This is a genomic window from Rhizobium mongolense USDA 1844 (assembly GCF_000419765.1).
Lineage (GTDB): Bacteria > Pseudomonadota > Alphaproteobacteria > Rhizobiales > Rhizobiaceae > Rhizobium > Rhizobium mongolense.
The window spans coordinates 28,467-53,925 of the sequence record NZ_ATTQ01000019.1 but is presented as its reverse complement, the minus strand read 5'-3'; the positions used below and the strand labels follow the sequence as shown (position 1 = coordinate 53,925).

Sequence of the window (25,459 nt, the reverse complement as noted above, 5' to 3'; positions counted from 1 at the left end):
TCAAAAACGTCCATTCGGATGCTCTTTCTTATACCATCCGAAGAACCCGCCTAAAATGAAAATACCTCCCCCGATCATCCCCATCGAAGTCAGCCAGGTGTTGTGGGGTTCGCCTAAGACTTTTTCCATCTTCTGGCGTTCGTCATCATTGCTCACCCGTGCTTCTAATTTGTCTTTGAAATCATTCCCCCAAGTTATAGTCGCGGCCATAAGCGTGCTTTTCTCGGCGTTTCGCTGCGTTTCCACGAGTTCTCGCCACTGCTTGTCGAAAAACTCCTTCACAAGTGCGTCTTGAGCCACGCTACTTTCAAACGCCATCGTAGCCTGCCACCGCTTGTCGTTAATCTCGTCCATTCGGTATCCGGAGTATCCTGCCACCGCTGCCCCGAACACGCAAAGCCCCATCCAGACGTGTCCGACATTTTCAAATATAGATGCCATTTTCCGAACCTATTTTCTTGAATTGATCGAGTGACTTCAATGCAATGCTGTTTCAGTTACTTTGCCAGATTGAACGCGTCTGACCGAAATTCGGATCAGGAAAAGCCTTTGGCATACTCAGTTGCCACAGCATGTAGTCCTGATTGCTCTCGAACCATAGACCTTGCATTGCCCATGTCCCGATAGGCGACGGTGATCCATGTGGAGCGGTTAACCGGAATGAGAACGCGCAGACATTTGCCTGTCTGCCCGAGAAATCAAGCGCCTTGAACACGAGCGCGTCACTCCGGCCGTTCAAGTCGTGCTTGGCTTTCGGTGTGAGTGCAATCTGCAACGCGTAGCCACTTTGAGAAAGGCGTTCGTATTGATCAGCGTGATATTCGTAGCTGGGCATCCGCATGGAACCCGCGTGGGCATAGCGGCGTCTCGCGCTCAAGTCCATGAAGATTGAAACCCCGATAACCATATCGGGTATCGGATGGTTCGCCTTCGCTTCGGTCGCTCTAATGTAGCCTTCTGCTGAACGCATTCGCTCGGCCAGTTTTATTAGTTCGCCCTGCGGGATTGCCCCTAGTGTCAAAATCTCAAATGCCATTTGTCTCTCGTTGACCCCTGAGTGACGGGGCCGAATTGCTCCGGTCCCGATTATCCGTCGTCGGTTAAATTTTCAGCCAATTAGCGGGCAAAAATTTTCGAGTCTCGTGCATTTTAATTTCGACAAATCGATTACGCCTCCCGTAAGGTAGGTTCCAGATCGAACCCCGACATCGCTGATTTCCGCGACGGACCCGCCACGAGCCGGTCCGAGATCGAAACGTTTTCCGTTCATCCGACGACGCAAGTTTCGGCCCTGGAGTGGCGCGCGCTCGTCTATTAGTGAGTATTAAAATGCGTAAAATGAGCAAGAAACCAAAAACATTCGAAACGCCAACTGGCGAGTTTTTCATCCCCTCGCAAATGTTGCCGCCTCCTCAGGACGGTTTCATCAGTGTTGCCGATCTCGTTGCAAAAATAGCTCCGGCCAATCGGGCGATCATTGCCGATGCTTACCGTCGCCATCTCCGTTCAAAGGGAGGTGCAGCATGAGCAGGCAGACTAAGAGAACCCGCTACATCGTTAAGCGAGACGCATTCAACAACGGGTACACATTCGACACGAAGAAGGTTCGGATCAGAACTCCACGAGTCAAGTACACCATGTCCTGGGATGCGTTCGTTTCTCGCCCTGAAAAACAGGAAAAAGCCAAAGGGGGGCAGAGATGACCCCCATGAGCGGATTTTACGAATTATGGTCACGTCTCGAAGAGACTGATCTTCTCGACGATGTAAGGTGGACGTTTTACAGCGGTCGCCCGCAAGGAGGCCGAAACACCCTTAATGAGTCCGTGCCGAAGGATGACTTTCTCGCGTTTCTCTGCGCGGTCACCGAATGGGAGTTCAAGGTCTGCTACCATACGGTCGCCGAGGCGATTGAGATTGCCCACGACGCGTTTCGGATTGTGTACCGCTACAAGCAGTGGCAAGACGCAACTGAAGACCTATCCGACCCTGACGCTTGGTACTGGTCGTATGTGGTAGACCGAATTGACGGTGACGAGAAAATGCTACGGCAATATCTGGTCACACAAAAACTCGCCCGCCAATGACGTTGAAAGCCCCGGAAACGGGGCTTTTCTCATTGTACTCGGTGGGACTCGGGCGCAGCCTGTTCGACATTGAGGTAAATCGGACGGTTGCCCTTCCGCGTTCGTCGTGCAATTGGTCCTGCCTTATAACCTGCGTAGGATCATTATGGCTTTCGGGACTGCCTATTTCGTTCTCACCACGAAACATTCGGACTTCGACTCCAAGAATCGACCCCGCCTCGAACGGTGGCGACACTGGTGGAACATCATGGACAAGCGGTCTGTCGGTGATGTTTTCGTCTTCGAACGCGAGGATGCCTGTCGAAAATTATACGCGCTCAGAGTCGAGCAGTGTATTTCGTTTGGATCGGAAACGAGTATTCGGTACGTCCGTGCGCTCACGCAAAAACGCGCTGCTGAGGCTGGCTTTCGAGGAGAGGGCGAAGTCCTCGAATATCATCGCCCCACCTATGAAGAAGCCCAAGAGTTAACACGGCGCGCGGAAGAGGATGATCTCCGCAGATATCGAGAGGACATTGAAAAATTTCGGGCGGTCATCGAACGAGCACATGCTCGCTTTCCGAATATCGATCGCTCGGAGATTCCTGCTGTAGATGATCAATATCCACGCAGGGAGAAGGTTTATGTAGAGCACTATGTAGCGGCGCTTTTTCAATGCGGTGCCGTCCCAGACGCCGAAATTGAAGATCTAGCTAAGACTCTAAAAACCGGCCATGGTAATCTTCGCTACTGGCACGATGCCCCGGTGATCAAGATGGTTCCGAATAGCTGAACTAGTTGGCCGATCATTCCGATTTCTCCTCAATCAGCTGCCCCTCGATTACCAAAGGCTGATCCGGCGTCGTCAGCGCCTTTGCTGCGTTATGGGCGTCCAGCGCGTTGAGAAGCGCGGACCAATCCTGTTTGTGGGTAACATCGACATCGACGCTCTGCTTCGGTGCTCCCCATGCACGGTTCCAAACGGCAACCGCCGCATTAACTCGGCTCGTCTCGTTCTTGCCGCGCAGAGCGACGTCAACAAGCACCTCTAGCATTGGGATTGTGTAGGCTTTAGCGGCTTCTTTCACGTCGGGATGGACAGGGGTGCGGCCCTTTGGATTGCCTGTCTCGCCCGGTTGAAACTGAGCGGCTTTTTGCGCTGGCGTGCGTTCTTTCTTCTCTTTTGTCATTAAGCACCTTCAATCGGCACGATCTTGCCGCCGACATTGCGGACGAAATAATCCTCGTGATTTGGATTGTCGAAATCGATTGAGAAACTGCCTTTCACGTTGTCGCCATCACCCGAATACTCAACATCACCGATCATGAAATCGGTAGTTTCCATGTTGGTTTCGATCCACTTGCCGTAGCGGGTATCGACCCACATTGCGACGGCTTCCATCGGCGCCAGCTGCGGATTGTCCTCGATCAGCTGACGCACTTCGCCACGGAGATAACCCCCGGCGATATTCATTCGAATTTTGCTCATTCTGCACTCCCTAAAATCGTATTTACCGGGAAGCAGCGAAATCGCGATGAAATGACTGGATTTCACAGTGCAACCGATAGACGAGACCGCCGCATCGCGGCATCGTCCGTAGCCGCAGGCTAGGCACGGATTGATTCGATGGAAAGAAACTGGAAATTTTGGACGAAAGACGCCGGGAAACGATTCAAAGAGCGGTTTACCAAAGACAATGCAGTTAGTTCGATAGCAATCTCTTTGTTTTCAGTTTTCATAGGGCCAGCCGCAATGCAGTCGTGGCCCTCTCTGTTAACCGGCTCGGCAGGTTTCCTATTTGTTTGGATCGCGATATTTTTCCTCTACTTGTTGACGGCACCATACCGGACAGAGAGAGAAGCACACGATACGCTGAAAAGTTCGGATGCATTCAAGGCATATCAGCGGGCGATTGATATTCTCGGTATCGAAAGTTCATTCACTTTGTCAGAGGCCGCTTGCCTTCTCGCGAGACAAGAAATCGTGCGCAGCGACCCAAAAGGTGTGGCCAGTTTTTTCATCACTCGGATCAAACAGGCAATTGTTGACGGCTCTATTGGGTCGAACGTGCCGAAATCGACTATCGATTTGATCAAGGCTCAACGGATGATGGCCGGGTTTGGTGGCCAAACGCAGGTTGCCGAATTACCCGATGACGCAATGATCTCGAAGAAAACCCTTCTGGCTCTTAGTGCGAAGTACGACGTACCACTCCTCTAGTACGGAAGCCGTTTGGGGCTAAAATCCCTGCTTTTGCTTAAATACGGACAGTAATTTCACTGATCGGGCAGGCAGAATGTTCATCAAAATCACAACTACATGCGGAACGTTCCAGGCAGTAAGCCGTGCTTGAAAGTGTAACCGCATTCCTCATTTCCCTCGGCATTAATCCGACCCACGTGACCGCTGGCTTAGCCGGTGCGCTCGTCCGATCGCTGCTCAATAAGGGCGCGTCCAAGTGGGAGAAAATCTCAGGTGGTTTCGTCGGCACGCTTTGTGCGGCCTATCTGACCCCGTTGGTTGTGCAATGGATGGCTCTCGATATCTCGCAGTTCAGCACGATTAATGCTGTAGCGTTCGGGATTGGCATCGTGGGCATGTCGCTCGCTGAAGGTGCTGTTCGAATGGCGCAGAGTTGGGCAGAGAAGCCGCGCTTGCCGAGCGAGGCCAGTCTAAAGGGACTAGCTGAAGCAGTGAACCCACAGGACGAGGGTCCAATTGAACCAACACCCATCGATATCCCAGAGGAAGAAAAACCGGAGCCAAAAGCCCCGGTCCGTCGAAAAAGCCGACGTCAAGTTTGAGATCGAAACTTAGATATTACCAGTCTGCGCGGTAGCAGCGGCTGCTTTTGTTTCTCCAAGCAACGTTATGTCGCTAACATTTAACCATGCGCGGCTAAACGCGAGAAAAAACACAGAAAATCGCAAAATTCCTGTTTTCACATAAATATCGGAGTTCAAATAATTTCGGTATGAAATGGCTAATATTACTTCGCAGCAGAAGCAATCGCTGCTAGCTGCATTTAAGAAAGACCCTCAATTCTTCGCGACGACTGTATTCGGAGAAGAAAATGCTCTCCGACCGAAGCAGGTCGAATTCTTCGAAAAGTTCCTCGCACACGATCACATCACGTTCAAAGGCGGTGTAGGTTTCGGAAAGACCCGCGTAATGGCGATTTTGGTCTGGTGGGCGCTGTTCTGCTTCAATGACGTGAAGGTCAATATTTTCGGACCTTCTGAAGGGCAGATCCAAGACAACCTTTGGAACGAAGTCGGCATCCTCTACGGGCTAATGCCTGAAGTTTTCAAAGAACAGTTCGAATACGCCGCGTCCCGCGCATTTCGCATTGGTTCGCGAAACGAATGTTTCGCCACCTATAGTGCTGCGAACAAGGATAACTTGGGTACGGTTCGCGGTATTCACGCGACCAATAACTTTGTTCTGGTGGACGAAGCCGCTGACGTTCCCAACGAAGTTTTCATGAACCTCGAAAACATCATGTCAGACAAGAATCCGAAACTTGTGCTGATTTCGAACCCAGCGAAAACGACGGGATTCTTCTACGACACGTGGGAACACCCTGAAATCAATAAGGCGTGGGCAAAAGTCCACGGTCGCATGAGTGATAACCCCAACATGATGCCCGAAAAGTTGGAGGCTTTCACCGCGCTTTATGGCGGAAAGGGATCTCGTCAATACCGCATCATGGTCGAGGGCGAGTTCCCGCTTGATGAAGTCGATGGCGTTATCAGTCGAGAGCATGTCATAGCTGCAATCGAAAATCCTGATGTCTTTACGCCTAAAGACGCTCCCGTTGTCTGGGGTTTGGACCCGAACGGTGGCGGTGACGACCGATCCACTTTGGTCATGCGCAAGGACAATCGAATAATCGGCATTAAGGAGTTTCCGGGTTTCGATGCCGTCCAGCTGGCGAACGCGATTCACTCGGAGTTCTACAGCATTACCAATCTAGCTGACCGGCCCGTAGAAATTTGCGTTGACGCCAACGGCCCCGGCTACGGCCCGTGGAACATGCTGCACAACATGGGCGGCCTTCCTATCAAAAAGTGCATGTCGCAGCACAGCCCGACCCGCGACCCGCTTTTGTATTTCAACACTCGTGCTCAGATGTGGTGGGAAATGCGCAAATGGTTTGCAGAAGGCGGCGTGTGCATTCCGAACCACCCCGATTTGGTCATGGAACTTTGTCTGCCGCTCTACGAATACAACGCGAAAAACAAAATTCTGATCGAGAGCAAGAAGGATATCCGCAAGCGCGGCAAACGTTCTCCCGACTTTGCCGATGCTCTCGCGCTCACGTTCCTTTCGAACAAAACCAACGTTGCCGGTCGCTTCGCCTGGTCCAAAACCATCGAATACGACGTGCGCTGTTACGAATGAGCCCCGAATTGCGCTCCGCAAATAAATATGACGAAGGCCAGCATTATTCGTGCTGACCAAAGGGAGCGAGCAAATGACTGAGACAAATTCCGCGCTGATCGCAGCGATCGACAACGCCCAAGTGGCGATTAGTCGAGCGATCCAAGAACTAGAGGCACGCCAAGTGTCCGTGAAAGGCTTGAATGGCAAACAAGAAGAAGGGCGCAAAGCCTCTAAACGACGAAGAGATTCTAAATCGCATTGGCGGCCCTCTCCGTAAGGCTGCTGATTGGTCGAAGGATAATATCGCGATTAAGGGCGAACTCGGCCTCAAGTTCTACAACCGAGAACTATTCGACACCGACAAGGCCAAAGAGGGAAAGCCTGATCCGCTAAAGGGCCGTTCCAAACACGTTGTTCCGATGGTGCAAGAGCAAGTCACGACTTTTGTCAGCCAGTTCGAACGTGTCTTCGACGGTCAGGGGAAGGTCGTCGAATTTCTGCCAAACGGACCAGAAGACGCACCGGTTGCCAAGCAGATGACCGACGCCTGCAATTTCTTCGTCCGCGTACAAAACTCCTACGTCGCGCTGCTTGATTCATGGCTCATGAATGGCGCGATCACTGGCCTTGGTGTCGCGCATATCAATTTCTACGAAGAGAAGGGCTGGCATCCGCCTGAAACTCTAAAGGGTGTTCCTGAGGAGCAACTGGTCGAGTTTGTCGCTCAGGAAGAGGCTGGGGAAGTCAAAATCCTAAGCCGTAGCGAGCCATACGCGGCTCCCCTTCCACCAGAAGCAGCGCAGCAAGGTATCACTGCTGAAATGTTGGCAGAGATGGGCGCTCCGGTCCAAATGCTCCGCGACATTAAAATTCGCAATCGCAATAACGCGTGGAGAATGCGCTTTCAGAGCGTCCGTCCAGAAGATTTCATCGTCTCCAAAGACGCACAATTCGACCAGCAGACCGGCGGCATCAAGGCCCGCTTGCAGGGCCACAAATGCGTACTCGCTCGTGCTGCGCTCATCGAAATGGGCTTTGACGAAGAGAAAGTTGCCCTCGCTACGTCGGCTACCGATGCCATGGACGGCCTTGCGATGGAGCGTGCCCAAGAGACTGATTACGATCAGGGCGTTGGCGACATCGAAGACGATGTTGATGTTTACGAAATTTATATGCGGCTGGATATCGACGGGGATGGTTGGCGTGAACACGTCCATTTGACAATTGCCGGCGACCTGCTGAACGCGCCTGTGCTGCTCAACGTCGAGGAAGTCAGCAAGTTTTACCCATATGCGGCGTTCTGCCCGTTCCCGCTGCCGGACACGCTTTTCGGCCACGGAATTGCAGACCGTGTTGGTGATGATCAGCGTTTGGTCAGCAACATTTACCGCTCCAATATCGACGGCCTAAACGCCAGCGTTAACCCGCAAAAAGCCGTCAATATGCAGGCGGTTCCGAATTTGGACGACCTGCTACTTCCGCATCCCGGCAAGATCATCCGCGTTGACGGCAATCCAAACGAGGTCGTGCAGTTCATCAACACGCCTTACAATGGCGGCCCGTCGATGCAATTTGCGGAGCAGATCAAAGACGAAGTGTCCAGCGTAACCGGCGTTGGTGGTGGAATGACCACGATGAACGCCGCGGATTTGCAAAGCACATCACCGAGCGCGATGAGCCAGCACGCGAACGCACAGATGCTAATCATAGAGAAGTCTCTTCGCTTCTTTGCAGATACCGGCATTCGCTACTCGTTCCGCGTTATGGTCGATCAGCTGCGCAGTAATCCAGACGGCGCACAGGCCCTAATTACCCGCCTGACCGGTTCTTACACTCCGATTTCCGTCGATAAGTGGGATCCAGAAATGGACATGACCACTACCGTCGCGTTCGGCGTCATGAATCGCGATTACATGCAGGCGGTGCTTGATAAGACGATCCAGACGCAAACCGCTGGACTGACAAACGGCTCCCCGCTTGTAACAATCCAGAACGTTTACAACGCGTCTCGTCAGTATCTGGAAAACGCTGGCATCAAGAACCCAGACGCATTCCTCACTGATCCTTCCAAGGCTCCTCCACAGCAGGACAAGCCGAAGGAGCCGACCGAACTGGAGATTCAGGCGCAAGCCATGCAGGCCGCGACTGAGCAGAAGGCAGCAGATGCAAAGGCTAAGAATGATCTGAAATTGCTGGACCTGTATTTGGAAGATGACCGCATCCGCGACAAGAACGATCAGGATTTCGAGATCGAACGCGCGAAGAACGCGGCCCAGGTCGATACCGCACGTGTCGAAGCGCAGATCAATGCCGAGCGTGAAACTCTAACACGTGGTTTCCAGCAGATCGCAGCAATGCAGCCGAAGCCTCAGCAGCAACCAAACCCACAGATGCAGCAGGCTCCTCAGATGCCTCCGCAGATGCCACCACAGCCATAAGGGAACGAAATGACTACGACTGACGAATTTACAAAAAACCTCGATGAGACGCTTAATCGCCTTCGCGAGTACCTCGCCAAACTCGAACCGGAAGAGCGTCCCGGCCAATGGGTAATCACCTACATCGGTGCGCCGCGTTATTTCCAAGTGGATGAGGTCAAGTAGCCATGACCGACGAAGGCAAAATCGAACGAGGAACAGCCGCCGACCGCATTTGCAGCGATCCAGTTTATCAGGGTGCTTGGGAGAGCATCATGCGCGATCTCTACAAGGCGTGGGTCGAAAGCCCTCTTGATGATGTCGCAGGCCGCGAACGGCAGCGTTTGGAACTGGACGTTCTCACTCGCCTCAAGGGTAAGTTCCTTAGCTACATGAACGAAGCAGCCATGGTGAAGGCCGAGGCCGAATAGGCACAAAAATCATCAATCCCGCTAAATACGGGCAATAAAACAATAACATGGGAGCAACCTATGACAGACGCCAGCAACTCCGACAACGGAATTGGCCTTTCGCAGAATGATGCTGCGAGCCGCATTTCAGGTCTTTTGGATAGTGATTTCAGCGAAACCGCTGATGCCACTGCAACCCGCGAAGAAGTGAATGCTGAGAACGAAACCGAAGAGGTTTCACAACCGTCTGACGACGTGATTGAAAACTCCGAAGAGCAAACCCTTGAGGATTCCGACGAGCCAGTAGACGCGGAGACAGATGAAGCGGAGGAAACCGAAGCAGCCGAAAAGCCGGTTCTAGCAGATGACGTGGAGGTCGAAGTTAACGGCCAGAAGATGTCGTTCAAGGAATTGAAGGAAGGCTACGAACGTACCGCCGATTACACGCGAAAGACGCAAGCCTTGAAAGAACAGGTTCGCGCCAACGACGCTAAGGTCGATAGCATTCGCGATCAGTCAGTGCAGTGGTTCCATCGCATGGAACAGGAAATTGCATTGCACCTCCCACAAGAGCCGAATTGGGCGCAGTTGGCGCAGGATGATCCTGCCGAATACATCGCTCAGCAGGAAAAGTGGAAGGGTATTCACGCTCAGATTCAGCGTTTGCGCAATGAGAGACAGCTGGTCGAACAGCAGGCAGCAGAACGTCAGGAAATGGAATTCAAGCGTGCATTGGCCGATGGTCAGCGCACCCTTGCAGAAATGCATCCTGAACTTGCCAAGCCAGAGACCGGCAAGTCGCAGGCACTTGGAAAGTATCTCGTTGACGCGGGCATTCCAGTCGAAGCGATCAATCGCGAGACAAATCCGATCCTTTTCAGCATTGCCTACAAGGCCATGCAGTTTGATCAGCTGCAAAGCCAGAAGGCTAAGGCCGTCAAGGTCGTAGACGAGAAGCCATTGTTGGCAACACCGGGTTCTTCCCCGGCTCGTTCGAATTCCTCGCAAAGCGTAATCGACCGCAAGATGGGCGCACTTAAACGAAGCGGTTCGCAGGCAGCTGCGGCCGATGTTCTCAAGCATCTACTTTAATAAGGAGAAGCCATAAATGGCCACACTAATTACCAATAACGCGACAAACGTTCGCGAAGACCTCGGAGACGTTATCTCCCGCATTTCGCCAGAAAAGACACCGTTCAAGACAGAAATCGGTTCCACAAAGGCGACTGCAACAAACCACTACTTCCTCAAGGATTCTCTTGCTGCTGCAAACAAGGACAACGCTGCTATTGAAGGCGCTGACGCCGTTTTCGGTACACTAACTCCTCCGGAAAAGATCTCCAACACCACACAGAACTTCGTTAAGTTCGTGCAGGTTTCGGCAACTTTGCAGGCCGTCAACACAGCTGGCACAAAGGACGAGTACGCTCGTCAGGTTGCTAAGGTTGGTGCCGAACTGAACCGCGACATCGAAGCGGCTCTTGTTTCCAAGAACGCTGCTGTTTTCGGCACAGGCTCCGTTGCTGGCAAACTCGCTGGCGCAGAAGCATGGATCGAGACAAACGCTGATCACGGCGTTGGTGGTGCCACAACCGGTTACACAGCTGGTGCAGTTGGTGCCGTAACCGATGGTACTGTTCGTGACCTCACGGAAGCGATGTTCAACGAGATGGCGCAGAAGGTTTGGAACGAAGGCGGCGATCCGACTCTCGTTATCGCACCGGGCCTGCTCAAGCAGAAGATTTCGACGTTTGCCGGCAATGGCGTTCGTCAGCAGCAGGCAGATTCTAAGTCGATCTACGCTGGCGTAGACTACTACGTTTCCGACTTCGGCAAGCACCAGATCATCCCGCATCACTTCATGAGCAGCACAACGGTTATCGCGTTCGACCCATCCCTTTGGGCTGTTGCGACACTGCGTTCGCTCAAGAAGACTGACCTGGCTAAGACAGGCGACAGCGACAAGAAGATGCTCGTTACGGAACTCACTCTCGAGTGCAAGAACGAAGCAGGCAACGGCAAGATCGCTGACGTTGAATAATTAGGAATGGGGTCAGCATTATTCGTGCTGACCCCATGCATATCGCCAATAAAAACAACAAGAAAAGGCGAACTATGGATGATTTTGATCCCTTCTCCCAATCCGTCGGCAGTGCAGTACCAGATGGCGCTTCCATCCCTGTTTACGAGGACGAATTCAAATCAGTTTTTTGGGTCCGACGCGGCGACCTCGTTGACGTTGTGACGTTTACAAAGGTCGATGCGTTGCTTGCTGCGAATTGCGCAGAGGCGAACGAATTCTCTAAAACAAGCAAGCACGGAGAGTTAGTCAAAGTCGCCTCTGTCCCGACCGCCCTTCATTATCAGTGGCAGGCTGAGGGAATTACCCGCGATGACAAGGCTCTCTCGCGCCGTCTCAACGACAGCGATCTCGCCAAGTTCCGCACGAATAGCTGGAGGCTCTAATGGCCATCCAGAATTATTCCGATCTCATCACAGCTATCGATTCCTTCACCGTAAATGCTGGTGCCCCTGCTGATCTTTGCGTGGCTCTGGCAGAGGAGGCTTTGCGCCCGCTGCTCAAGCATCGCTTGATGGAGGAGAAAGTCACCACCAACGTTTCGGCTGGTCAGTCGCCGGAACTGCCAGCGGATTTCCAAGAAGCACGCGCAATCCTGTTGGATGGTGAGCGCATCCGCCCGCTGAGTTTTCAGAACGACAACCTAGCGCGTTGCGATCTCGGTTACGTCGTGACCGGCAACACGATTGAAATTCGACCGGTTCCAAGCACGGATTACGTGGTCGAACTCTATTATTATCAGCGTTTGCCTTCGCTCAGCGTGTCCAACCCGACAAACTGGCTGATCACGAATTTTCCGACTGTCTATCTCCGTGCCTCGCTCGCACAAGCGTATCACTGGCTGAAAGACTTCGACGCCGAACAAGCCGAAAAAGACCTCACGTCGGATGCGCTCTCCGCTGTGGTCCGCGATCACACTCGTTCGACCATGTACGGCAACACCATCATTGAGGAGTTGTCCTCATGGTGATTGACAGCGTTCTTGGTCCATGGCGTCCCGATGTGCCGGTCCTCAATAATCCCGGCGTTACAGTTGCACGAAATGTGCTTCCGGCGATTGGTGCTTTGAACGGCGCTATCGCTTACGAGCCCATGAAGCGCACGCTGCTGTATTCGAATGCCTCGTTGCCGTCTCGCCCGTTGGGAGCGATCAGCGGTCAGGATCTAGCCGGAAACGGTAAGGTTTACGCGGGCTGCTCCGAAGGGCTTTTCAAAGTCAGCCCATCGGAGTTGTCGTGGCAAGACGTGTCTCGTTCTACCCCGTACACGCCGGGTACTGAGAAGTGGAATTTCACCAAGTACGGCTCGTGGGCTATCGGAACAAATTTCGTCAATCCACCCCAATATATCGACATGAACGAGGACGAGGAGTTTCAAGACCTCACCCCGTTGCTCAAGGCCCGCTATGGCACCGCATCGCGCGGCTTCGTAATTTTTGCGAACACGAATGATTCATTCGACGGCGACGTGCCGTATCGCGTGCGTTGGTCTGGCTTGGATCAGCCGAAGAGTTGGGATTTCTCGCAAACAACGCAGGCTGACTTTCAGGATATCAACGGCGGCTCTGGCGTTATTCAGGGCATCGTCGGGGGTGAAGATGTGACCATCTTCATGAAGGACAGCATCGTCAAAATGACCTACGTCGGCACGCCTTTGATCTGGCAGTTTGACGAAGTCGTGCAGGGCAAGGGCTGCGCAGTTCCAGAGAGCATCATCACCGTTGGCCGGACAACGTATTTCCTCGGCAAAGATGGCTTCTATGCATGGGATGGCGGTCTGACGCGTATCGGTGAAGGCAAGATCGACAACTACTTTCTGAAGAGCGTCAACACGGATCAGTACACGTATATGAGCGTTGCGGCTGATCCGGCGAAGCCACTCATTTACTGGCTGTATTCGAGCACCAACGCCATCGACGGTACGCCAGATAAGATGCTCGTCTACAACTATTCGATTGGCGAGTTCACAGAGGTTGAAGCCGAAATCGACTTCATCTTCAACAGCGTGAGCCAACCGTGGACGATTGCGCAGCTAGACCAGTACTTCACAATCGCTGGCATGCCAGCGCCATGGGACAGCCCGACATGGGCCGGTGGCAATGCTCAGCTAGCGGGCATGAACGTATCCGGCGCAATCTACCTGTTTACGGGTGAGAACCAGACCGGCACGATTGAGACCTCAGAGCAATTCCTGATCCAGCAGATGATTCAGATAAACCCCGACATCAAGGGTGATCGCAGCATCGTTACGCGTGTTCGCCCGATGATCGACGGCAACGGCAGCGTCACGGCTCGTGTCGGATCACGCCTGTTATCGCAGGGCGATTTGACGTGGAGCCAGATGACCGCACGCAACGAAACCGGCTGGTGCATCATTCGCCAGCAAGGCCGCTTCCATCGAGTGCGCTTGGTGCTCACCGGCAACTATACGCAGGCAACGAGCCTCCAATACGACGCGGTTCCGGCGGGATTCCGCTAAATATTGCGATAGGGAAGGAGCCCGCAACTTGCTGAATCTAAAGATCAATCACACACCGCGCGATGTCAAAGTGCTGACTGATCAGCTGATCGCTGGCATTGATGGCTTGAACGACAAGATGCCGATCACCGGCACTGTAACGTTCGCAACCGGCGCTGCTTCCACAGTGGTTACGAATGCGAAGGTGACGCCGACGAGTGTAGTTGTCTTGTCTCCGAAGCACGTGAATGCGCAGGGCGTGACTTACTATTACACGGCGGGAACCGGCCAGTTCACCGTGTTTCATGCGAACAACGCGACGGCCAACAGGACATTTGGATACGCAGTTTTTTGAGAAGGTAAGAGTGGCGATAAAGCGGATCGAGAGCGATGAGGATTTCCGAGTTGAATATCCCCGCGTCCGCGAGTGGCTTTTGGAAGCCCTCAAATACTCTACGAACTCGGATGAGCGTGGAGTTTTAGCCGGCCTGATCGACGGCAGTTATTCGCTTTGGACGGGCACGAATAGTGCTGCGATCACGCAGAACATGCAGTGGGACAATCGCCCCGTTTGCATTCTGTATCTCGTAGCTGGTGATCTCGCAGAGATTTTAGGCGAGGGGCATCAGGTCATTTCGACCTGGGCCAAAGCAAACGGCTGTGAGGGGTTTGTCCTCTTTGGCCGTCCCGGCTGGCAGCGTGTGCTTGCGCCGCACGGCTTCGAATTTTCATCCATCGTCATGTTTAAGGAATTTTGAGAATGGCAAGTACACCAAAAGAGACGACTACAAAGACAAGCACTGAACCGTGGAGCGGCGCCAAGCCGTACCTTGAGGACCAGTACGCGACGATCGACAAGGCGATTAAGGCCGGACAGCCCGCATATTATCCGGGTTCGACGGTCATTGATCAGAGCGATGCTACGAAGACCGCTCAGTCCTCCATCATCAACACGGCAACCAATGGTTCTCCGCTAATCGGCAACGCGCATGACGCGGTCAACGGGGTGACGACTGGTGCTGCTTTCGATCCGACTGGCGCGAACACGCTGAAGGCTGGCACCGGTTATACGAACTCCGGTATTGCAGCAACGCAGAGTCTTTCGGACGTGCTTTCCGGCAACGCGAACCCAGCGACAGCAATGTTGCAGGGAACCGCTAATGGCGACTACCTGAACAGCAATCCGTATTTGCAGCAGGCAATCTCCAACGCAAATCAGCCGCTAATCGACGACTACATGCAGAAGGTCGCTCCGGGCATTGACAGTCAGTTCGCGGCGGGTGGCCGTAACGGATCGGGCGCTTTCGCTGCAACGCGTAACAGTTCGGATAAGACGTTTACGGATGCCATTGCGAAGCAGACCGCCGACATCATGAACACCAATTATGCGAATGAACGTCAGAACCAGATTGGCGCACAGAACTCTATCGGCAGCCTCTACAATGCGAACGCACAGAACGCGCTTGCCGCTGCTGGTCAGCTAGGTTCGCAGAATCAGGCGCAGCAGGATTCTCGTAATGCGGCTGCATCCTCTTTGATGAGCGGCCAAAACGCACAGGCAAACACTCAGTTGCAGGGCGCGGGCATGGCAGGTGATCAGCGCGCACTCGATTACATGGATGCCGATAAACTTGCTGGCGTGGGTGCCCAGAAGGACGCCTATAAGGACTTGCAGCTACAGGCCGATATCGACCGCTGGAACTACGATCAGAACAAGGACATCAACGCTGCTTCGCAGTTCGCCAACGTCCTCAATGGTGGTGGTTATAACACGCAGACGACAACGAAGCCGGTTTATTCCAACGGTCTCTCCACTGGTTTGGGTGCGCTCGGCTCGATTGCATCGATCTTCGGTATGCTTTGCGACATCCGCGCAAAAGAAAACATCCGTTTCGTCGGATACATGCTCAACGGCACCCGCGTTTACGAATTCACCTACAAAAACGATCCATCCGGCCAAGTCTACGAAGGCCCTATGGCGCAGGAAGTCGAAATCACCCGCCCTCATGCGGTTCGCGAGATCGATGGTTTCAAGCGCATCGATCACCGCGCTCTAATTGGAGAACCCGCATATGTTCAGTAATTTTGATGAAATCCTAAAGGCTTTGCAGGCGGGTGCTTTGAACCCCGGCGTAATGGGCGGCTCGATGCCGGGTCTTACCGGTGCCGGCGACGTTAAGTTGCCACCATCGGACGTGCAAATCCCGCAGAATTTTGCTCAGCCGCAAACACCAGCGACCCCGGCAACACCTGCAACACCGGCTACACCCGCGCAGGCTGCTCCGCAGGTTGATCCTGCGCAGACAGGTTCGCTCCCCCCGAATATCGGTCAGTACGCAAGTTTCGCCAATCCGAATGGTCCATCTGCGCCGGGTCTTACAGGCCAGTTCCCAGATGCACCCGGCATGAAGGGTATGCTCGGACCTATAGGACGTGCACTTGGCACGAATGATGGCACTGCGGGCCCGACCGCATTTGGTGGCCTCCTCAACTTTAAGGACGAAGATAGCAAGCAGGCTGCTTTGCGCGGTATGCTTGGTGCTTCTCTTGGAACAATGGCAGCTGGTGGTCCTTCTGATAAGCCGCACTCGGTTGCGCAGGATTTAGCCTCTGGTGGCGCTGCTGGGATCGGTGCATATGACGGGTACAAGGACGGTCTTACAGATCGCACTTACAAGGCCGCACAGACCGCTCGCTATGGCGTGGCGAATGCACAAGACCTGCAAAAGATGAAGCAGGCAGAACAAGATCGTCAGAACCGCGCGCTTTTGTTCGGTGGCCCAGGTTTTAACGGAGGTAGCAACACTGGCGCTACCGCTGCTTCTTCTCCTGCCAGTGGCTCTCCTGCATCGGCTGCTCCAGCTGGTGGATCTGACCTTGCAACGCAGATCAATCGCCAGCGTTCGACGTATCAGGCTCAGTATAACGGCCTAATGGCAATCGGCGACACAACAGCAGCCAATCCGATTTTCGAGCAGATGAATTTTATGGACAAAGAGGCCGCAAAGCAGGGCCTTATATGGGATGGTACAAAGTTCACGGCGGCTCCCGGCTTCAACGAAGGCGCACAGGCTCTCAAGCAGGCCGAAGCAACTGGTACGTCGTTGGGTAATCGTAACGCGTGGACTGATGACCAGAAGGAACTTGCTGCTGTTAACACTGAACGTTCGGCAAAGGGTCTACCGCCACTTGGTTTGGAGGAATACTCCACTTCGCAGAAACGCGCTGGCGCAACTACGGTCAATGTGGGCGAGGGCAACAAAGTCGGCACAATTCCAGAAGGCTACATGCTTTCTACGAAGCCCGATCCGGCTAATCCGGGTGCAACACTTACCTCGATGATCCCAATTCCGGGTGGTCCTGCCGCTCTTAAAGCAGAGCAGACCGCGACTGCAAAGGACAAGAAGGACGATCACGCACAGGTTTCGTCGGATGCGGTTGATACGGCATTCAACAACGTTCTGCGTGTTGACAGTGAATCGACGTTGCCGACTACCGGGTTCTTCGGCGGAATGCTCAGCGGCGTTGGTGGCACAGGCTCGAACGATGTTCGTGCCGCGCTCGAAACGCTCAAGGCGAATGCATCGCTATCGACGTTGCAGAAAATGCGTGACGAGTCCCCGACGGGCGCAGGTATGGGTAGCCCATCAGACTCCGAGCAGAAAATGATTCAGGCCGCGTATGCGACACTAGAACAATCTCAGTCTCGACCAGAGTTCATTCGCAACCTGAACAACTTCCGCAATCTCTGGATGGACCTCGTACACGGTCAGGGTAATGGCCCGGCACGTCATCCGGTCGATTACGGCCTAAGGCCACTTACTGACGAAGAGATGGCAGCAGCGGAGGGCAAGACCTCTCCTGCGATCACCGGCAGCACGAATAATGCTGAAGGTCTGCCGACTATTAAGGGCGTTGATGACTTCTACAAGTTGGCACCCGGAACCGTTTACATCGATCCGCAGGGGAACAAGCGCACGAAGCGATAAGTACGTGAAGTAACCGGCCCAAAAGAGGCTGAGACAAGAAGCCCCGCAAAAGGGGACGAGGTGAAAATGGGCAAGCCCGCACTCAACGACAATGCTCGATACGCATATCGATATTTGATCGAAAACCACAATCTTCAGCCACATCAGGCAGCTGGCATCGTCGGCAATCTCATGCAGGAAAGCACGATGAACACCGGGGCACGAAATCCCGGTGATGGCCGCGACGGCTCCGACAGTATCGGCATCGGTCAGTGGAATGGCGAACGTGCCGTCAATCTACGCAACTACGCCGGTGAGAATGTCAGCAACCTTGATCGGCAGCTGGATTTCGTGCTCCACGAGATGAAGAACGGTGGCGAAGGCTACGCTTGGAAGCAATTGCAAGCGGCACAGGATATCCCCGGTGCTACAGCGGCTATGATCTCTTACGAACGTCCGCAGGGCTGGTCACGCAATAACCCAATGGGCGGTCATGGTTGGGACAACCGACTTGCGTGGGCCGCTGAGGTAGGTGGCGCAAATCCAGCCGACTTCGTTAACATTCAAGCGGCCAGCAATCCCGTCGCAGCACAAGCGCAGGCAGCGTCAGGACAAGCCGCAGGTTCCGCAGGAGCGTCAACAAGCGCGTCCGCAGGCGACGCAACAGCTGACAAGACCATAGGCGGAATGCTCGGCATTGACGTTCCTAAGGGGTTTCCCGACATGCTCAAGTTTGCTTCCCTCGCAGCAGGGGCAGGGCAACAGCAGCCCCAGGACGACACGCCTCGCGGTGGTCTGCTTCCGTCGCAACCTGTTCAGGTTCAGCAACTCAGTATGGGGCAGGCGCAAACTTACAAGCCGTGGGAACAGATGCTGACGATGTTCAGCCAGAGGAGAGCGTAATGGCTGACAAAAGTAATCGTGCGGCTATGCCGTGGGAAAATGATCCAATCGTTGAACCGGCAACTCAGTCGGCTCCGTGGGAGAATGATCCGATTGTTGAAGAGGCCGCTCCGAAGGCATTTTCGTCAACCGACATTGATCCGGTTTTGCAGGTCCCGAAGATTGTTCGTGCGCAAGTCGGTGCACTCGACAAACCAGAAGATCGACTGAGAACGCTTCGCCAAACCTATCCCGATGCACAGCCCTATAACGGCGATAACTTCATCATGACCGATCCGCAGACCGGCAAGACGATGGTCTACAACCAAGAAAGTTGGATACCGGACTTGAACGACGCCGCTAGTCTCATTCCTGAAATTGGCGAAGGCATAGGCGCAATTGGCGGTGCGGTGACAGGCGCAGCTATTGGCGGCACTTCAGGCAGCGTTGTTCCGCTAGCAGGTACGGCAGCCGGTGCGGTCACAGGTGGTGCTATCGGCGCTGGTACTGGCGCCACTATCGGACGTGAAGCGGCGCAGCGTGGTGCAAACTGGTTCTTTGGAAACGAAGACACCCGCACAACCGGCGAACAACTCGGTGACGCAGCAAAGACATTCGCCCTGAACGCAGCTGGCGAAGGTATCGGCTTAGGCGTTGCACCATTCGTGGGCAAAGCGGCTCGTGGTGTCGGCAGTGCCGTGAAGGATGGTCCAACCGGGTTTGTTATCGGAAAGGTTGATGATCCGGCTCTTGCTGCTCAGCGTGTAGCGGATGCTCGTAACGCTGGCATCGACCTTACCGCTGGAATGATCAGCGGCTCGAAGAACACTGCCCTGAAAGAGCAGGCTCTGGCCGCTACAACGGCGGGTAAGCAGATCCAGGATCGTATTGAAGGCGCGTGGAGCGGCTTAGATCGCCGTGCAAACGAAATCGTCGGCGATATCACTCCGCAGACGCTTTCTAAGCAGGAACTAGGCCAAGCCCTCAAAGATCAGTCAGCGCAGTTGAAAGCGCAGACGAAGGCACGCAACGATTACCTCTATGACCGTGCTGGTGAGTTGACGGGCGATGCACAGGCTAGCGGTCTCAATACTCGTCAGTATCTGGGGCAGTTGCAGGCCGAGCGTGAGGCGATGGGAAAGTCCGCTGCTCTCAATAATGGAAAATCCATTGATTCTGTCATCGCGCAGGCACAGGCAGTTGTCGATGATATCGGCACGGGCGTCAATTTCAACGTGTTGAAGGAAGCCCGAACCAGCGTCGGTGCTATTGCGAACGACCCCGGCGTTGATCAGGTACTACGTGATCGCGCACAGGGTCTTTATTCGGCGTTGACAAGGGACATGGGCGATACTGCGCAATCCGCTGGCGGGGATGCTTTGCAGGCGTGGAAGAAGGCCAACAATTACAGCCGTCGTATGCGCGATCCGAAGAGCATTTTCAGCACCAAGGGTTCAGTCGATGAGATTCTGAAAAAGAAGACGCCGGAAGAGGCTTCGGATTGGGTTCTCGGTCAGGCTAACAAGGGCGGTACTCGGATGAATGTGGTTCGTCGTCAGATCGAACGCACGGAGGGCGGTCGTGAACTATGGGATTCGCTGAGCGGTTCGGCAGTCGAACGCATGATGTACGAAGGCGATCAGCTCAATCCCACACGCTTTTGGAAGCAGTGGAACGCCGTATCGCCGGAGGCCAAGAATGCTTTGTTCAGCGGCACACGTCGCGCTCAACACAGAGGTGACCTCGATGCACTCTCGCGTTTGTCTGAGAATTTCAAGAACTATCGTCGCATGGACAACCACTCAAACACCAACAAAACAGCGGGGGTGATGTCCGAATTGAACCCGTTGGACAAGACGACACTGCTTGGTGCGTTGTTCCTCGGTCCGAAAGCGCTTGCCGTATCGGCAGCAGGGAAGGCCGCAAACTTCGGTTACAAACGCTGGCAGGCGAAGTTGCTGGCCAATCCAGACGCCGCCCGCTGGTTTAGAAACGTCCCGAATGCGCAGATGCAGAAGGGCGGATTGAAAGCCCACTTGGGCCGTCTTAAAGACATCGCAGCAAACACTTCCGACAACGCGCTAGCCGTCGCGATCAACGATTACTTCGGGGAGATTGGCTACTCCAATTAACTGAAATGCCCGGCGAAAACGCCGGAAGCACCCAATAACAACAATAATAAAGTGGTGAAAAATGGTAGACTACACAGACCCTCGGTGGAATCAGAGCGATTCCCAAAATACTTCCCCATCCCCAAACGGTATCACGACTAGCTCAGCACCAAGTGCGGTGCCAGCGGTTCTTCAGGCACATGCCGGTGCGGCGGTGCGATCATTTGACCGCATCAACGCTCGCTGTCTCTGCACGAATAGCGGCAACGCCTATTCACTCACGTATGATGTGCCGCCCGTAGCGTACGAGATCGGAGAATTCTTCTCCTTTTTCGTCAGCGCGACCAATACTGGTGCCGCAACGCTCAACATCAACGGAATGGGCGCAAAGGCACTCGTAGTAACCGATGGGTCTGCGCTAAAAGCGGGCGATATCACAGCTGGTATGCCCGTTACGGCGACGTACAACGGCACGCATTTCCGCTTGGTTAGTACAGCTGGCAAAGTGTTGAGTGCTGACGGTGCCGGGTCCGGCTTGGATGCCGATCTATTGGATGGGCAGCACGGCGCATGGTATCAAAGTCGAGCCAATCATACAGGCACCCAAGACGTTGCAACGATCACCGGCCTGCAAGCGCTACTCGATGCTATCGTTCCCGCAGCAACGGTCATTTACGTTGCGTCTGCTGCCGCTCCATCCGGCTATCTTGCTGCTAACGGAGCAAACGTTTCGCGCACCACGTATTCTCGATTGTTTACGTCAATCGGCACCACATATGGCGCTGGCAACGGTTCGACTACGTTCACGCTGCCCGATCTTCGCGGCGTGTTAATTCGCGGCTTAGACAGCGGACGCAGCATAGATGACGGTCGTACTCTTGGTTCGTTCCAAGACAGCATGAACTTGGCTCACAACCACGGAATTAGCGATCCCGGCCACGGTCACAGCGGTTATACCGACTCGCAGGGCAATCACAGCCACTCCATTAACGACCCCGGCCACGTCCACTCGGCGGCGGTTGCAGCAAGCGCGACGGTATATACGGGTTCGGGTTTCAGTAATCCGGGTACTAGAGCTAGTTCCTCAAATACGGGCTCTAAGACCACGGGCATCACGATCAATGCTGGTGGCGCTCACACTCACAACGTCGGTATCTACGGTGCGACCACCGGTATCAGCGTGCTGAACAACGGAGGCGCTGAAAGCCGTCCGAAGAACGTAGCGCTGCTTCCCTGCATCAAATACTAAGCAGCATTATTCGTGCTGGGCCGTCTTGCGCCCAGCACGTTCCCTCTCGAAAGCCTCTTTCTCTGCCGCGCGTTTCGCCTTGATTGCGATCACATCGGGATCATTGAGACGTGGGTTCGCGAGTGGTGAGACAGGTCTACTTTCGGGCAAACGTTTGATTGCTTCAATTCGATCCTGGCGAGCCTCGATCACATCGGGAGCAATCATCTTATTTGCACCTTCACCGATGGTCCTTATCGGAATATCTGAGACCATCGTGTTTTCATCAAACGCCTTCGGACGCTTAGCAATGATCCATTGCTTTCCTGTTGCATCAACCTCTTTAGCGAAATAGCGCGTTCCCGTATGGTAATAGCCGCGTTGTCTAGCATCGTACTTGTCTAGCAGTGCTCCGGTCTTATCAAAGAGATATGCGCGTTCGGTGCCGATCATCACAATGAACTGCTTTGCTTGGAAATCGACGCTGATTTGCGTGATCGTTTTGCCGATCAGCAACGATACTCGTGACCGGCTCCTGTAGACTTCACTTGAAGAGCCTGTCGTCCACAGCAACCGCTCGATCTTGATCCGGTCGGCAAATTCGGTAGCCTCACGCTTGCGGTGATCGAAAGTTTGCAGATCCGTTTGTAGCTGGAGCAGAACGTCTTTCGCTTCGTCAACCTCCCTTCGCCGAAGATTCATCTGCGCCGCTAGTTCGCGGCGGTCGTCGTCGGTTTCGGCAAATTCGATTGTTGCCCGCAAACTTGCTCGCCTTTTGTCCAGCGCAGCAATCTTTTCCTCTTGTTTTACAACCGCTTCGATCAGGTTGTTACGGGCCTCGTTCGAATTGCCGGAGAAAGCATCGTTATCCTGAAACTCGGTGACGTTGTCGAGAATTGCCTTTTCAAGCACATCGTAGCGAAGCGTGCCTTTGTTATAGTTGCAGTCTCGCGTCTTGTACTTTCTGGAGCACTGGACGTAGGTGAATCGCTGCTTGGGCGTTCCACCGATGCTCAACATTAGGCGATGACCACAATGGCCACAGCAAGCGATGCCCGCGAAAAGGTTTGCAAAGCGCACTCCTTTTCGACCGCGAATAACTGGCTTGCGCTTGTTTCGCTGCACGCGCCAGTACAGTTCGTCGGAAATAGCAGAGGGCAGAAAGTCTTTGATCGGGTCGCCATATGGCATTTTTTTGCCTTCAACGACGTGTGTAGGCTGATACGTGCCAATGACAGCCTCGTTCTTCAATACGCTTGAGATATTGCCCTGAGTGACTGGTTTGCCTTTGACACCATTCATGCCCAGCCGTGTCAATTCGCGTTCGATCTTCAAGCATCCGAGACCAGCATCGGCTAGTTCGAACATCTTTTGAATGACATTCACGTGTTTATTCAATTGGTATTCATAAGTATTTGGTTTGACTTCAACTTGATCGATCCAACCCCACATCTGACCGCTGAATTTGCCAATGCCATTGACAGCGTTCTCACGTCGGCGTTGATGAGCCTTGGTTATGCGTTGGGACTTGATCTGGCTTTCTTCATGAGCGCGAGCCATGATCGCCAGTGACATCATTAGCTGTGTGAAGTTGTCGCCTACAGTTTCAGCCGAATAGACCTGATTATCTGCTAGCGTGACGACGATGATTCCGGCTCGCAAAATACTCAGGAACGGTTCAAGCGCGTCAATGACCCGTTCGCGAGATAGGCGATCGAGGCTTTCAACAAGCAAAAATGAGCCACGAGCAACACGACCCGCATGGACTAATTCGAGAAAACGACCAAGCGCACCTGTCTTTACGTTGGCTCCCGTCCATGCGGAAACACCAATGTCTTGTAGTGAATGGTCTAAGATGAGATCGTGCTGTCTAACGTATGCTTCGGATAAATCCAGCTGGCGTCGGAGAGAATCGCCTTTCAGCTGCTGTTGTGTACTCATTCGTATATACGAGTACGCGATTGGTCTTTGGTCTAATGCTGCCATGCCCTGCACAACCTTTGAAACTGCCCTAGTTTTAGCGCTAAGCGCTTAACGCTTTGCGCTTTTTGCGGGCTGGGGCTGAAATTATGTAATTCACTAGCTGTGCAAAAACGAACAGATACTGTTTGTAATTAACTGCAAACCACCGGTTGCCTCAAGGCAGATTTTCCTTGATCGTAGGCGAAGCGTCGGCTGGTTTGAGGAGAGCGGCTGGCCAATTTTGAACAGACGCGCGGTTTGGCCATCTCTGGGAGGAGAGACATATGCGAAAGAATTTCATTGCGTCCGTGGCATTCCTGCTTGCCAGCGGCACCGCCGTACTCGCCGATGGTGCTTCCGACGGCAAGGTGAAGATCGGCATCCTGAACGACCAATCCGGCGTCTATGCCGATTTTGGTGGTAAATCGTCCGTTGAAGCCGCCCAGATGGCGGTCGAAGATTTCGGAGGCAAAGTGCTCGACGCTCCAATCGAGATCGTCGACGCCGACCATCAGAACAAGCCGGACATCGCATCGAACATTGCCCGGCAGTGGTACGACACCGAGCAGGTCGACGCTATCATGGAATTGACGACCTCGTCGGTTGCGCTTGCTGTCCAGGCAATTGGCAAAGAGAAGAAGAAGATCGACATCGTCACGGGTGCGGCAACGACGGATCTGACGGGCAAGGCCTGTTCGCCCTACGGCTTCCACTGGGCCTATGACACGCATGCCCTTGCTGTCGGCACCGGTGGCGCACTTGTGAAGCAGGGTGGCGACAGCTGGTTCTTCCTGACGGCCGACTACGCCTTTGGCTATTCGCTGGAACAGCAGACGAGTGATTTCGTCAAGGCCAATGGGGGCAATGTCGTCGGCTCCGTCCGGCATCCGCTCGCCAGCCAGGATTTTTCGTCTTTCCTGCTGCAGGCCCAGTCTTCCGGCGCCAAGGTCGTCGGTCTTGCCAATGCAGGCCTCGACACGTCAAACGCAATCAAGCAGGCGGCCGAGTTCGGCATCACGCAGGGTGGCCAGCGTCTCGCGGCGTTGCTCTTCACGCTCGCTGACGTCCATGGCCTCGGTCTCGAAGCCGCTCAAGGCTTGACGCTCACCGAAGGTTATTACTGGAACCGTGACGACGAGAGCCGCGCTTTCGGAAAGAAATTCTTCGATCGCACCGGCAAGATGCCGAACATGATCCACGCCGGGACCTATTCCGCCGTGCTTCAGTACCTGAAGGCAATCCAGAAGGCCGGAACGGACGAAACGGAAGCCGTTGCGAAGCAACTGCATCAAATGCCGGTGGACGACGTTTTTGGCCGCGGTGGCACCGTCGGCCCGAACGGCCGCATGATCCATGACATGTATCTCCTGCAGGTGAAAAAGCCGGACGAGAGCAAGGAGGCCTGGGACTACTTCAACGTTCTCGCCACCATCCCCGGCAAGGACGCCTATATCGATCCCGCCAAGAGCGGCTGCGATCTGGTGAAATAAGC

27 protein-coding genes are annotated in these 25,459 nt (G+C 54.0%); 22 read left to right on the top strand and 5 right to left on the bottom strand.

What is annotated here, in order from left to right; all coding sequences use genetic code 11:
• Together A3C3_RS0128165 and A3C3_RS0128160 are read right to left on the bottom strand one after the other, a co-directional pair.
• Window positions 1-441: a hypothetical protein gene (locus A3C3_RS0128165; RefSeq protein WP_145611599.1), complete on the bottom strand. Its 441-nt coding sequence runs from the start codon at window positions 439-441 to the stop codon at window positions 1-3.
• A gap of 52 nt (window positions 442-493) precedes the next feature.
• The gene (locus A3C3_RS0128160; protein ID WP_022717918.1) at window positions 494-1,036 is read right to left on the bottom strand and encodes a hypothetical protein; all 543 of its coding nucleotides are present in this window, start codon (window positions 1,034-1,036) and stop codon (window positions 494-496) included.
• Window positions 1,037-1,329: 293 nt separating this feature from the next.
• Here A3C3_RS0128160 and A3C3_RS0128155 point away from each other — a divergent pair, with 293 nt between their 5' ends.
• From A3C3_RS0128155 to A3C3_RS0128140, 3 genes are all read left to right on the top strand, one after another.
• Window positions 1,330-1,527, top strand: a complete 198-nt coding sequence (locus tag A3C3_RS0128155; protein ID WP_022717917.1) for a hypothetical protein — start codon at window positions 1,330-1,332, stop codon at window positions 1,525-1,527.
• A 181-nt stretch (window positions 1,528-1,708) separates the two neighbouring features.
• Window positions 1,709-2,086 (top strand): hypothetical protein, encoded by a 378-nt coding sequence (locus tag A3C3_RS0128145; protein WP_145611601.1) that lies wholly within the window; start codon window positions 1,709-1,711, stop codon window positions 2,084-2,086.
• A 247-nt stretch (window positions 2,087-2,333) separates the two neighbouring features.
• On the top strand, window positions 2,334-2,858 hold the full coding sequence (locus A3C3_RS0128140; protein ID WP_145611603.1) for a hypothetical protein: 525 nt from the start codon (window positions 2,334-2,336) through the stop codon (window positions 2,856-2,858).
• A gap of 13 nt (window positions 2,859-2,871) precedes the next feature.
• On the opposite strand, the gene A3C3_RS42745 is transcribed toward A3C3_RS0128140, so the two are convergent.
• A complete protein-coding gene (locus A3C3_RS42745; protein WP_022717913.1) occupies window positions 2,872-3,255 on the bottom strand; it encodes a hypothetical protein in 384 nt (127 codons plus the stop codon).
• Entirely contained in the window at window positions 3,255-3,554 is a 300-nt protein-coding gene (locus A3C3_RS0128130) for a hypothetical protein (protein ID WP_145611605.1), read from the bottom strand. Before A3C3_RS0128130 ends, A3C3_RS42745 begins: the two co-directional genes overlap by 1 nt.
• A 138-nt stretch (window positions 3,555-3,692) precedes the next feature.
• On the opposite strand from A3C3_RS0128130, the gene A3C3_RS0128125 reads away from it, so the two are divergent.
• The 18 genes from A3C3_RS0128125 (at window position 3,693) to A3C3_RS42740 (ending at window position 22,026) form a co-directional block, all read left to right on the top strand.
• The gene (locus tag A3C3_RS0128125) at window positions 3,693-4,286 is read left to right on the top strand and encodes a hypothetical protein (protein WP_022717911.1); all 594 of its coding nucleotides are present in this window, start codon (window positions 3,693-3,695) and stop codon (window positions 4,284-4,286) included.
• A gap of 125 nt (window positions 4,287-4,411) precedes the next feature.
• Window positions 4,412-4,870 (top strand): hypothetical protein, encoded by a 459-nt coding sequence (locus A3C3_RS0128120; RefSeq protein WP_022717910.1) that lies wholly within the window; start codon window positions 4,412-4,414, stop codon window positions 4,868-4,870.
• Between the two features lie 175 nt (window positions 4,871-5,045).
• Window positions 5,046-6,470: a terminase large subunit domain-containing protein gene (locus A3C3_RS0128115; RefSeq protein ID WP_022717909.1), complete on the top strand. Its 1,425-nt coding sequence runs from the start codon at window positions 5,046-5,048 to the stop codon at window positions 6,468-6,470.
• A 182-nt stretch (window positions 6,471-6,652) separates the two neighbouring features.
• Window positions 6,653-8,890, top strand: a complete 2,238-nt coding sequence (locus A3C3_RS0128110; protein WP_022717908.1) for a portal protein — start codon at window positions 6,653-6,655, stop codon at window positions 8,888-8,890.
• A gap of 9 nt (window positions 8,891-8,899) precedes the next feature.
• Window positions 8,900-9,055, top strand: a complete 156-nt coding sequence (locus tag A3C3_RS45520) for a hypothetical protein (protein ID WP_022717907.1) — start codon at window positions 8,900-8,902, stop codon at window positions 9,053-9,055.
• Between the two features lie 2 nt (window positions 9,056-9,057).
• Window positions 9,058-9,300 (top strand): hypothetical protein, encoded by a 243-nt coding sequence (locus A3C3_RS0128100; protein ID WP_022717906.1) that lies wholly within the window; start codon window positions 9,058-9,060, stop codon window positions 9,298-9,300.
• Window positions 9,301-9,360: 60 nt separating this feature from the next.
• Window positions 9,361-10,371 carry a hypothetical protein gene (locus tag A3C3_RS0128095; RefSeq protein ID WP_022717905.1) on the top strand — a complete coding sequence of 337 codons (1,011 nt, stop codon included), beginning with the start codon at window positions 9,361-9,363 and terminating at the stop codon, window positions 10,369-10,371.
• A 16-nt stretch (window positions 10,372-10,387) separates the two neighbouring features.
• Window positions 10,388-11,320: an SU10 major capsid protein gene (locus A3C3_RS0128090; RefSeq protein ID WP_022717904.1), complete on the top strand. Its 933-nt coding sequence runs from the start codon at window positions 10,388-10,390 to the stop codon at window positions 11,318-11,320.
• Between the two features lie 35 nt (window positions 11,321-11,355).
• Entirely contained in the window at window positions 11,356-11,745 is a 390-nt protein-coding gene (locus tag A3C3_RS0128085; RefSeq protein WP_145611607.1) for a hypothetical protein, read from the top strand.
• Window positions 11,745-12,329 carry a phage adaptor protein gene (locus A3C3_RS0128080; RefSeq protein ID WP_022717902.1) on the top strand — a complete coding sequence of 195 codons (585 nt, stop codon included), beginning with the start codon at window positions 11,745-11,747 and terminating at the stop codon, window positions 12,327-12,329. The genes A3C3_RS0128085 and A3C3_RS0128080 overlap by 1 nt, the downstream gene beginning before the upstream one ends.
• On the top strand, window positions 12,323-13,837 hold the full coding sequence (locus A3C3_RS0128075) for a hypothetical protein (protein ID WP_022717901.1): 1,515 nt from the start codon (window positions 12,323-12,325) through the stop codon (window positions 13,835-13,837). Before A3C3_RS0128080 ends, A3C3_RS0128075 begins: the two co-directional genes overlap by 7 nt.
• Before the next feature lie 28 nt (window positions 13,838-13,865).
• Complete coding sequence (locus A3C3_RS39455) at window positions 13,866-14,171, top strand: hypothetical protein (RefSeq protein ID WP_022717900.1); 306 nt, start codon at window positions 13,866-13,868, stop codon at window positions 14,169-14,171.
• 10 nt (window positions 14,172-14,181) lie between these two features.
• Window positions 14,182-14,574, top strand: coding sequence for a hypothetical protein (locus A3C3_RS0128065; protein ID WP_022717899.1), 393 nt, complete (start codon window positions 14,182-14,184; stop codon window positions 14,572-14,574).
• Between the two features lie 2 nt (window positions 14,575-14,576).
• Window positions 14,577-15,899, top strand: coding sequence for a tail fiber domain-containing protein (locus tag A3C3_RS0128060; RefSeq protein ID WP_022717898.1), 1,323 nt, complete (start codon window positions 14,577-14,579; stop codon window positions 15,897-15,899).
• Window positions 15,889-17,805, top strand: a complete 1,917-nt coding sequence (locus A3C3_RS0128055) for a hypothetical protein (protein WP_022717897.1) — start codon at window positions 15,889-15,891, stop codon at window positions 17,803-17,805. Before A3C3_RS0128060 ends, A3C3_RS0128055 begins: the two co-directional genes overlap by 11 nt.
• 66 nt (window positions 17,806-17,871) lie before the next feature.
• Window positions 17,872-18,687: a phage tail tip lysozyme gene (locus A3C3_RS39450; RefSeq protein WP_022717896.1), complete on the top strand. Its 816-nt coding sequence runs from the start codon at window positions 17,872-17,874 to the stop codon at window positions 18,685-18,687.
• Window positions 18,687-20,798 (top strand): hypothetical protein, encoded by a 2,112-nt coding sequence (locus A3C3_RS0128045; RefSeq protein WP_022717895.1) that lies wholly within the window; start codon window positions 18,687-18,689, stop codon window positions 20,796-20,798. Before A3C3_RS39450 ends, A3C3_RS0128045 begins: the two co-directional genes overlap by 1 nt.
• A 157-nt stretch (window positions 20,799-20,955) precedes the next feature.
• Window positions 20,956-22,026, top strand: coding sequence for a phage tail protein (locus tag A3C3_RS42740; RefSeq protein WP_233450543.1), 1,071 nt, complete (start codon window positions 20,956-20,958; stop codon window positions 22,024-22,026).
• Between the two features lie 6 nt (window positions 22,027-22,032).
• On the opposite strand, the gene A3C3_RS42735 is transcribed toward A3C3_RS42740, so the two are convergent.
• On the bottom strand, window positions 22,033-23,991 hold the full coding sequence (locus A3C3_RS42735; protein WP_022717893.1) for a recombinase family protein: 1,959 nt from the start codon (window positions 23,989-23,991) through the stop codon (window positions 22,033-22,035).
• A 260-nt stretch (window positions 23,992-24,251) separates the two neighbouring features.
• Between A3C3_RS42735 and A3C3_RS0128030 the strand changes: the two genes are divergently transcribed.
• Window positions 24,252-25,457: an ABC transporter substrate-binding protein gene (locus tag A3C3_RS0128030; protein WP_022717892.1), complete on the top strand. Its 1,206-nt coding sequence runs from the start codon at window positions 24,252-24,254 to the stop codon at window positions 25,455-25,457.
• The last annotated feature ends 2 nt before the right edge of the window (window positions 25,458-25,459 follow it).

Bases quoted from the DNA above. Each gene is read 5' to 3' on its own strand.
- A3C3_RS0128165 (WP_145611599.1), bottom strand. From the start codon at position 441: ATGGCATCTATATTTGAAAATGTCGGACACGTCTGGATGGGGCTTTGC.
- A3C3_RS0128160 (WP_022717918.1), bottom strand. From the start codon at position 1,036: ATGGCATTTGAGATTTTGACACTAGGGGCAATCCCGCAGGGCGAACTA.
- A3C3_RS0128155 (WP_022717917.1), top strand. From the start codon at position 1,330: ATGCGTAAAATGAGCAAGAAACCAAAAACATTCGAAACGCCAACTGGC.
- A3C3_RS0128145 (WP_145611601.1), top strand. From the start codon at position 1,709: ATGAGCGGATTTTACGAATTATGGTCACGTCTCGAAGAGACTGATCTT.
- A3C3_RS0128140 (WP_145611603.1), top strand. From the start codon at position 2,334: ATGGACAAGCGGTCTGTCGGTGATGTTTTCGTCTTCGAACGCGAGGAT.
- A3C3_RS42745 (WP_022717913.1), bottom strand. From the start codon at position 3,255: ATGACAAAAGAGAAGAAAGAACGCACGCCAGCGCAAAAAGCCGCTCAG.
- A3C3_RS0128130 (WP_145611605.1), bottom strand. From the start codon at position 3,554: ATGAGCAAAATTCGAATGAATATCGCCGGGGGTTATCTCCGTGGCGAA.
- A3C3_RS0128125 (WP_022717911.1), top strand. From the start codon at position 3,693: ATGGAAAGAAACTGGAAATTTTGGACGAAAGACGCCGGGAAACGATTC.
- A3C3_RS0128115 (WP_022717909.1), top strand. From the start codon at position 5,046: ATGGCTAATATTACTTCGCAGCAGAAGCAATCGCTGCTAGCTGCATTT.
- A3C3_RS0128110 (WP_022717908.1), top strand. From the start codon at position 6,653: ATGGCAAACAAGAAGAAGGGCGCAAAGCCTCTAAACGACGAAGAGATT.
- A3C3_RS45520 (WP_022717907.1), top strand. From the start codon at position 8,900: ATGACTACGACTGACGAATTTACAAAAAACCTCGATGAGACGCTTAAT.
- A3C3_RS0128100 (WP_022717906.1), top strand. From the start codon at position 9,058: ATGACCGACGAAGGCAAAATCGAACGAGGAACAGCCGCCGACCGCATT.
- A3C3_RS0128095 (WP_022717905.1), top strand. From the start codon at position 9,361: ATGACAGACGCCAGCAACTCCGACAACGGAATTGGCCTTTCGCAGAAT.
- A3C3_RS0128090 (WP_022717904.1), top strand. From the start codon at position 10,388: ATGGCCACACTAATTACCAATAACGCGACAAACGTTCGCGAAGACCTC.
- A3C3_RS0128085 (WP_145611607.1), top strand. From the start codon at position 11,356: ATGCATATCGCCAATAAAAACAACAAGAAAAGGCGAACTATGGATGAT.
- A3C3_RS0128080 (WP_022717902.1), top strand. From the start codon at position 11,745: ATGGCCATCCAGAATTATTCCGATCTCATCACAGCTATCGATTCCTTC.
- A3C3_RS0128075 (WP_022717901.1), top strand. From the start codon at position 12,323: ATGGTGATTGACAGCGTTCTTGGTCCATGGCGTCCCGATGTGCCGGTC.
- A3C3_RS0128060 (WP_022717898.1), top strand. From the start codon at position 14,577: ATGGCAAGTACACCAAAAGAGACGACTACAAAGACAAGCACTGAACCG.
- A3C3_RS0128055 (WP_022717897.1), top strand. From the start codon at position 15,889: ATGTTCAGTAATTTTGATGAAATCCTAAAGGCTTTGCAGGCGGGTGCT.
- A3C3_RS39450 (WP_022717896.1), top strand. From the start codon at position 17,872: ATGGGCAAGCCCGCACTCAACGACAATGCTCGATACGCATATCGATAT.
- A3C3_RS0128045 (WP_022717895.1), top strand. From the start codon at position 18,687: ATGGCTGACAAAAGTAATCGTGCGGCTATGCCGTGGGAAAATGATCCA.
- A3C3_RS42735 (WP_022717893.1), bottom strand. From the start codon at position 23,991: ATGGCAGCATTAGACCAAAGACCAATCGCGTACTCGTATATACGAATG.
- A3C3_RS0128030 (WP_022717892.1), top strand. From the start codon at position 24,252: ATGCGAAAGAATTTCATTGCGTCCGTGGCATTCCTGCTTGCCAGCGGC.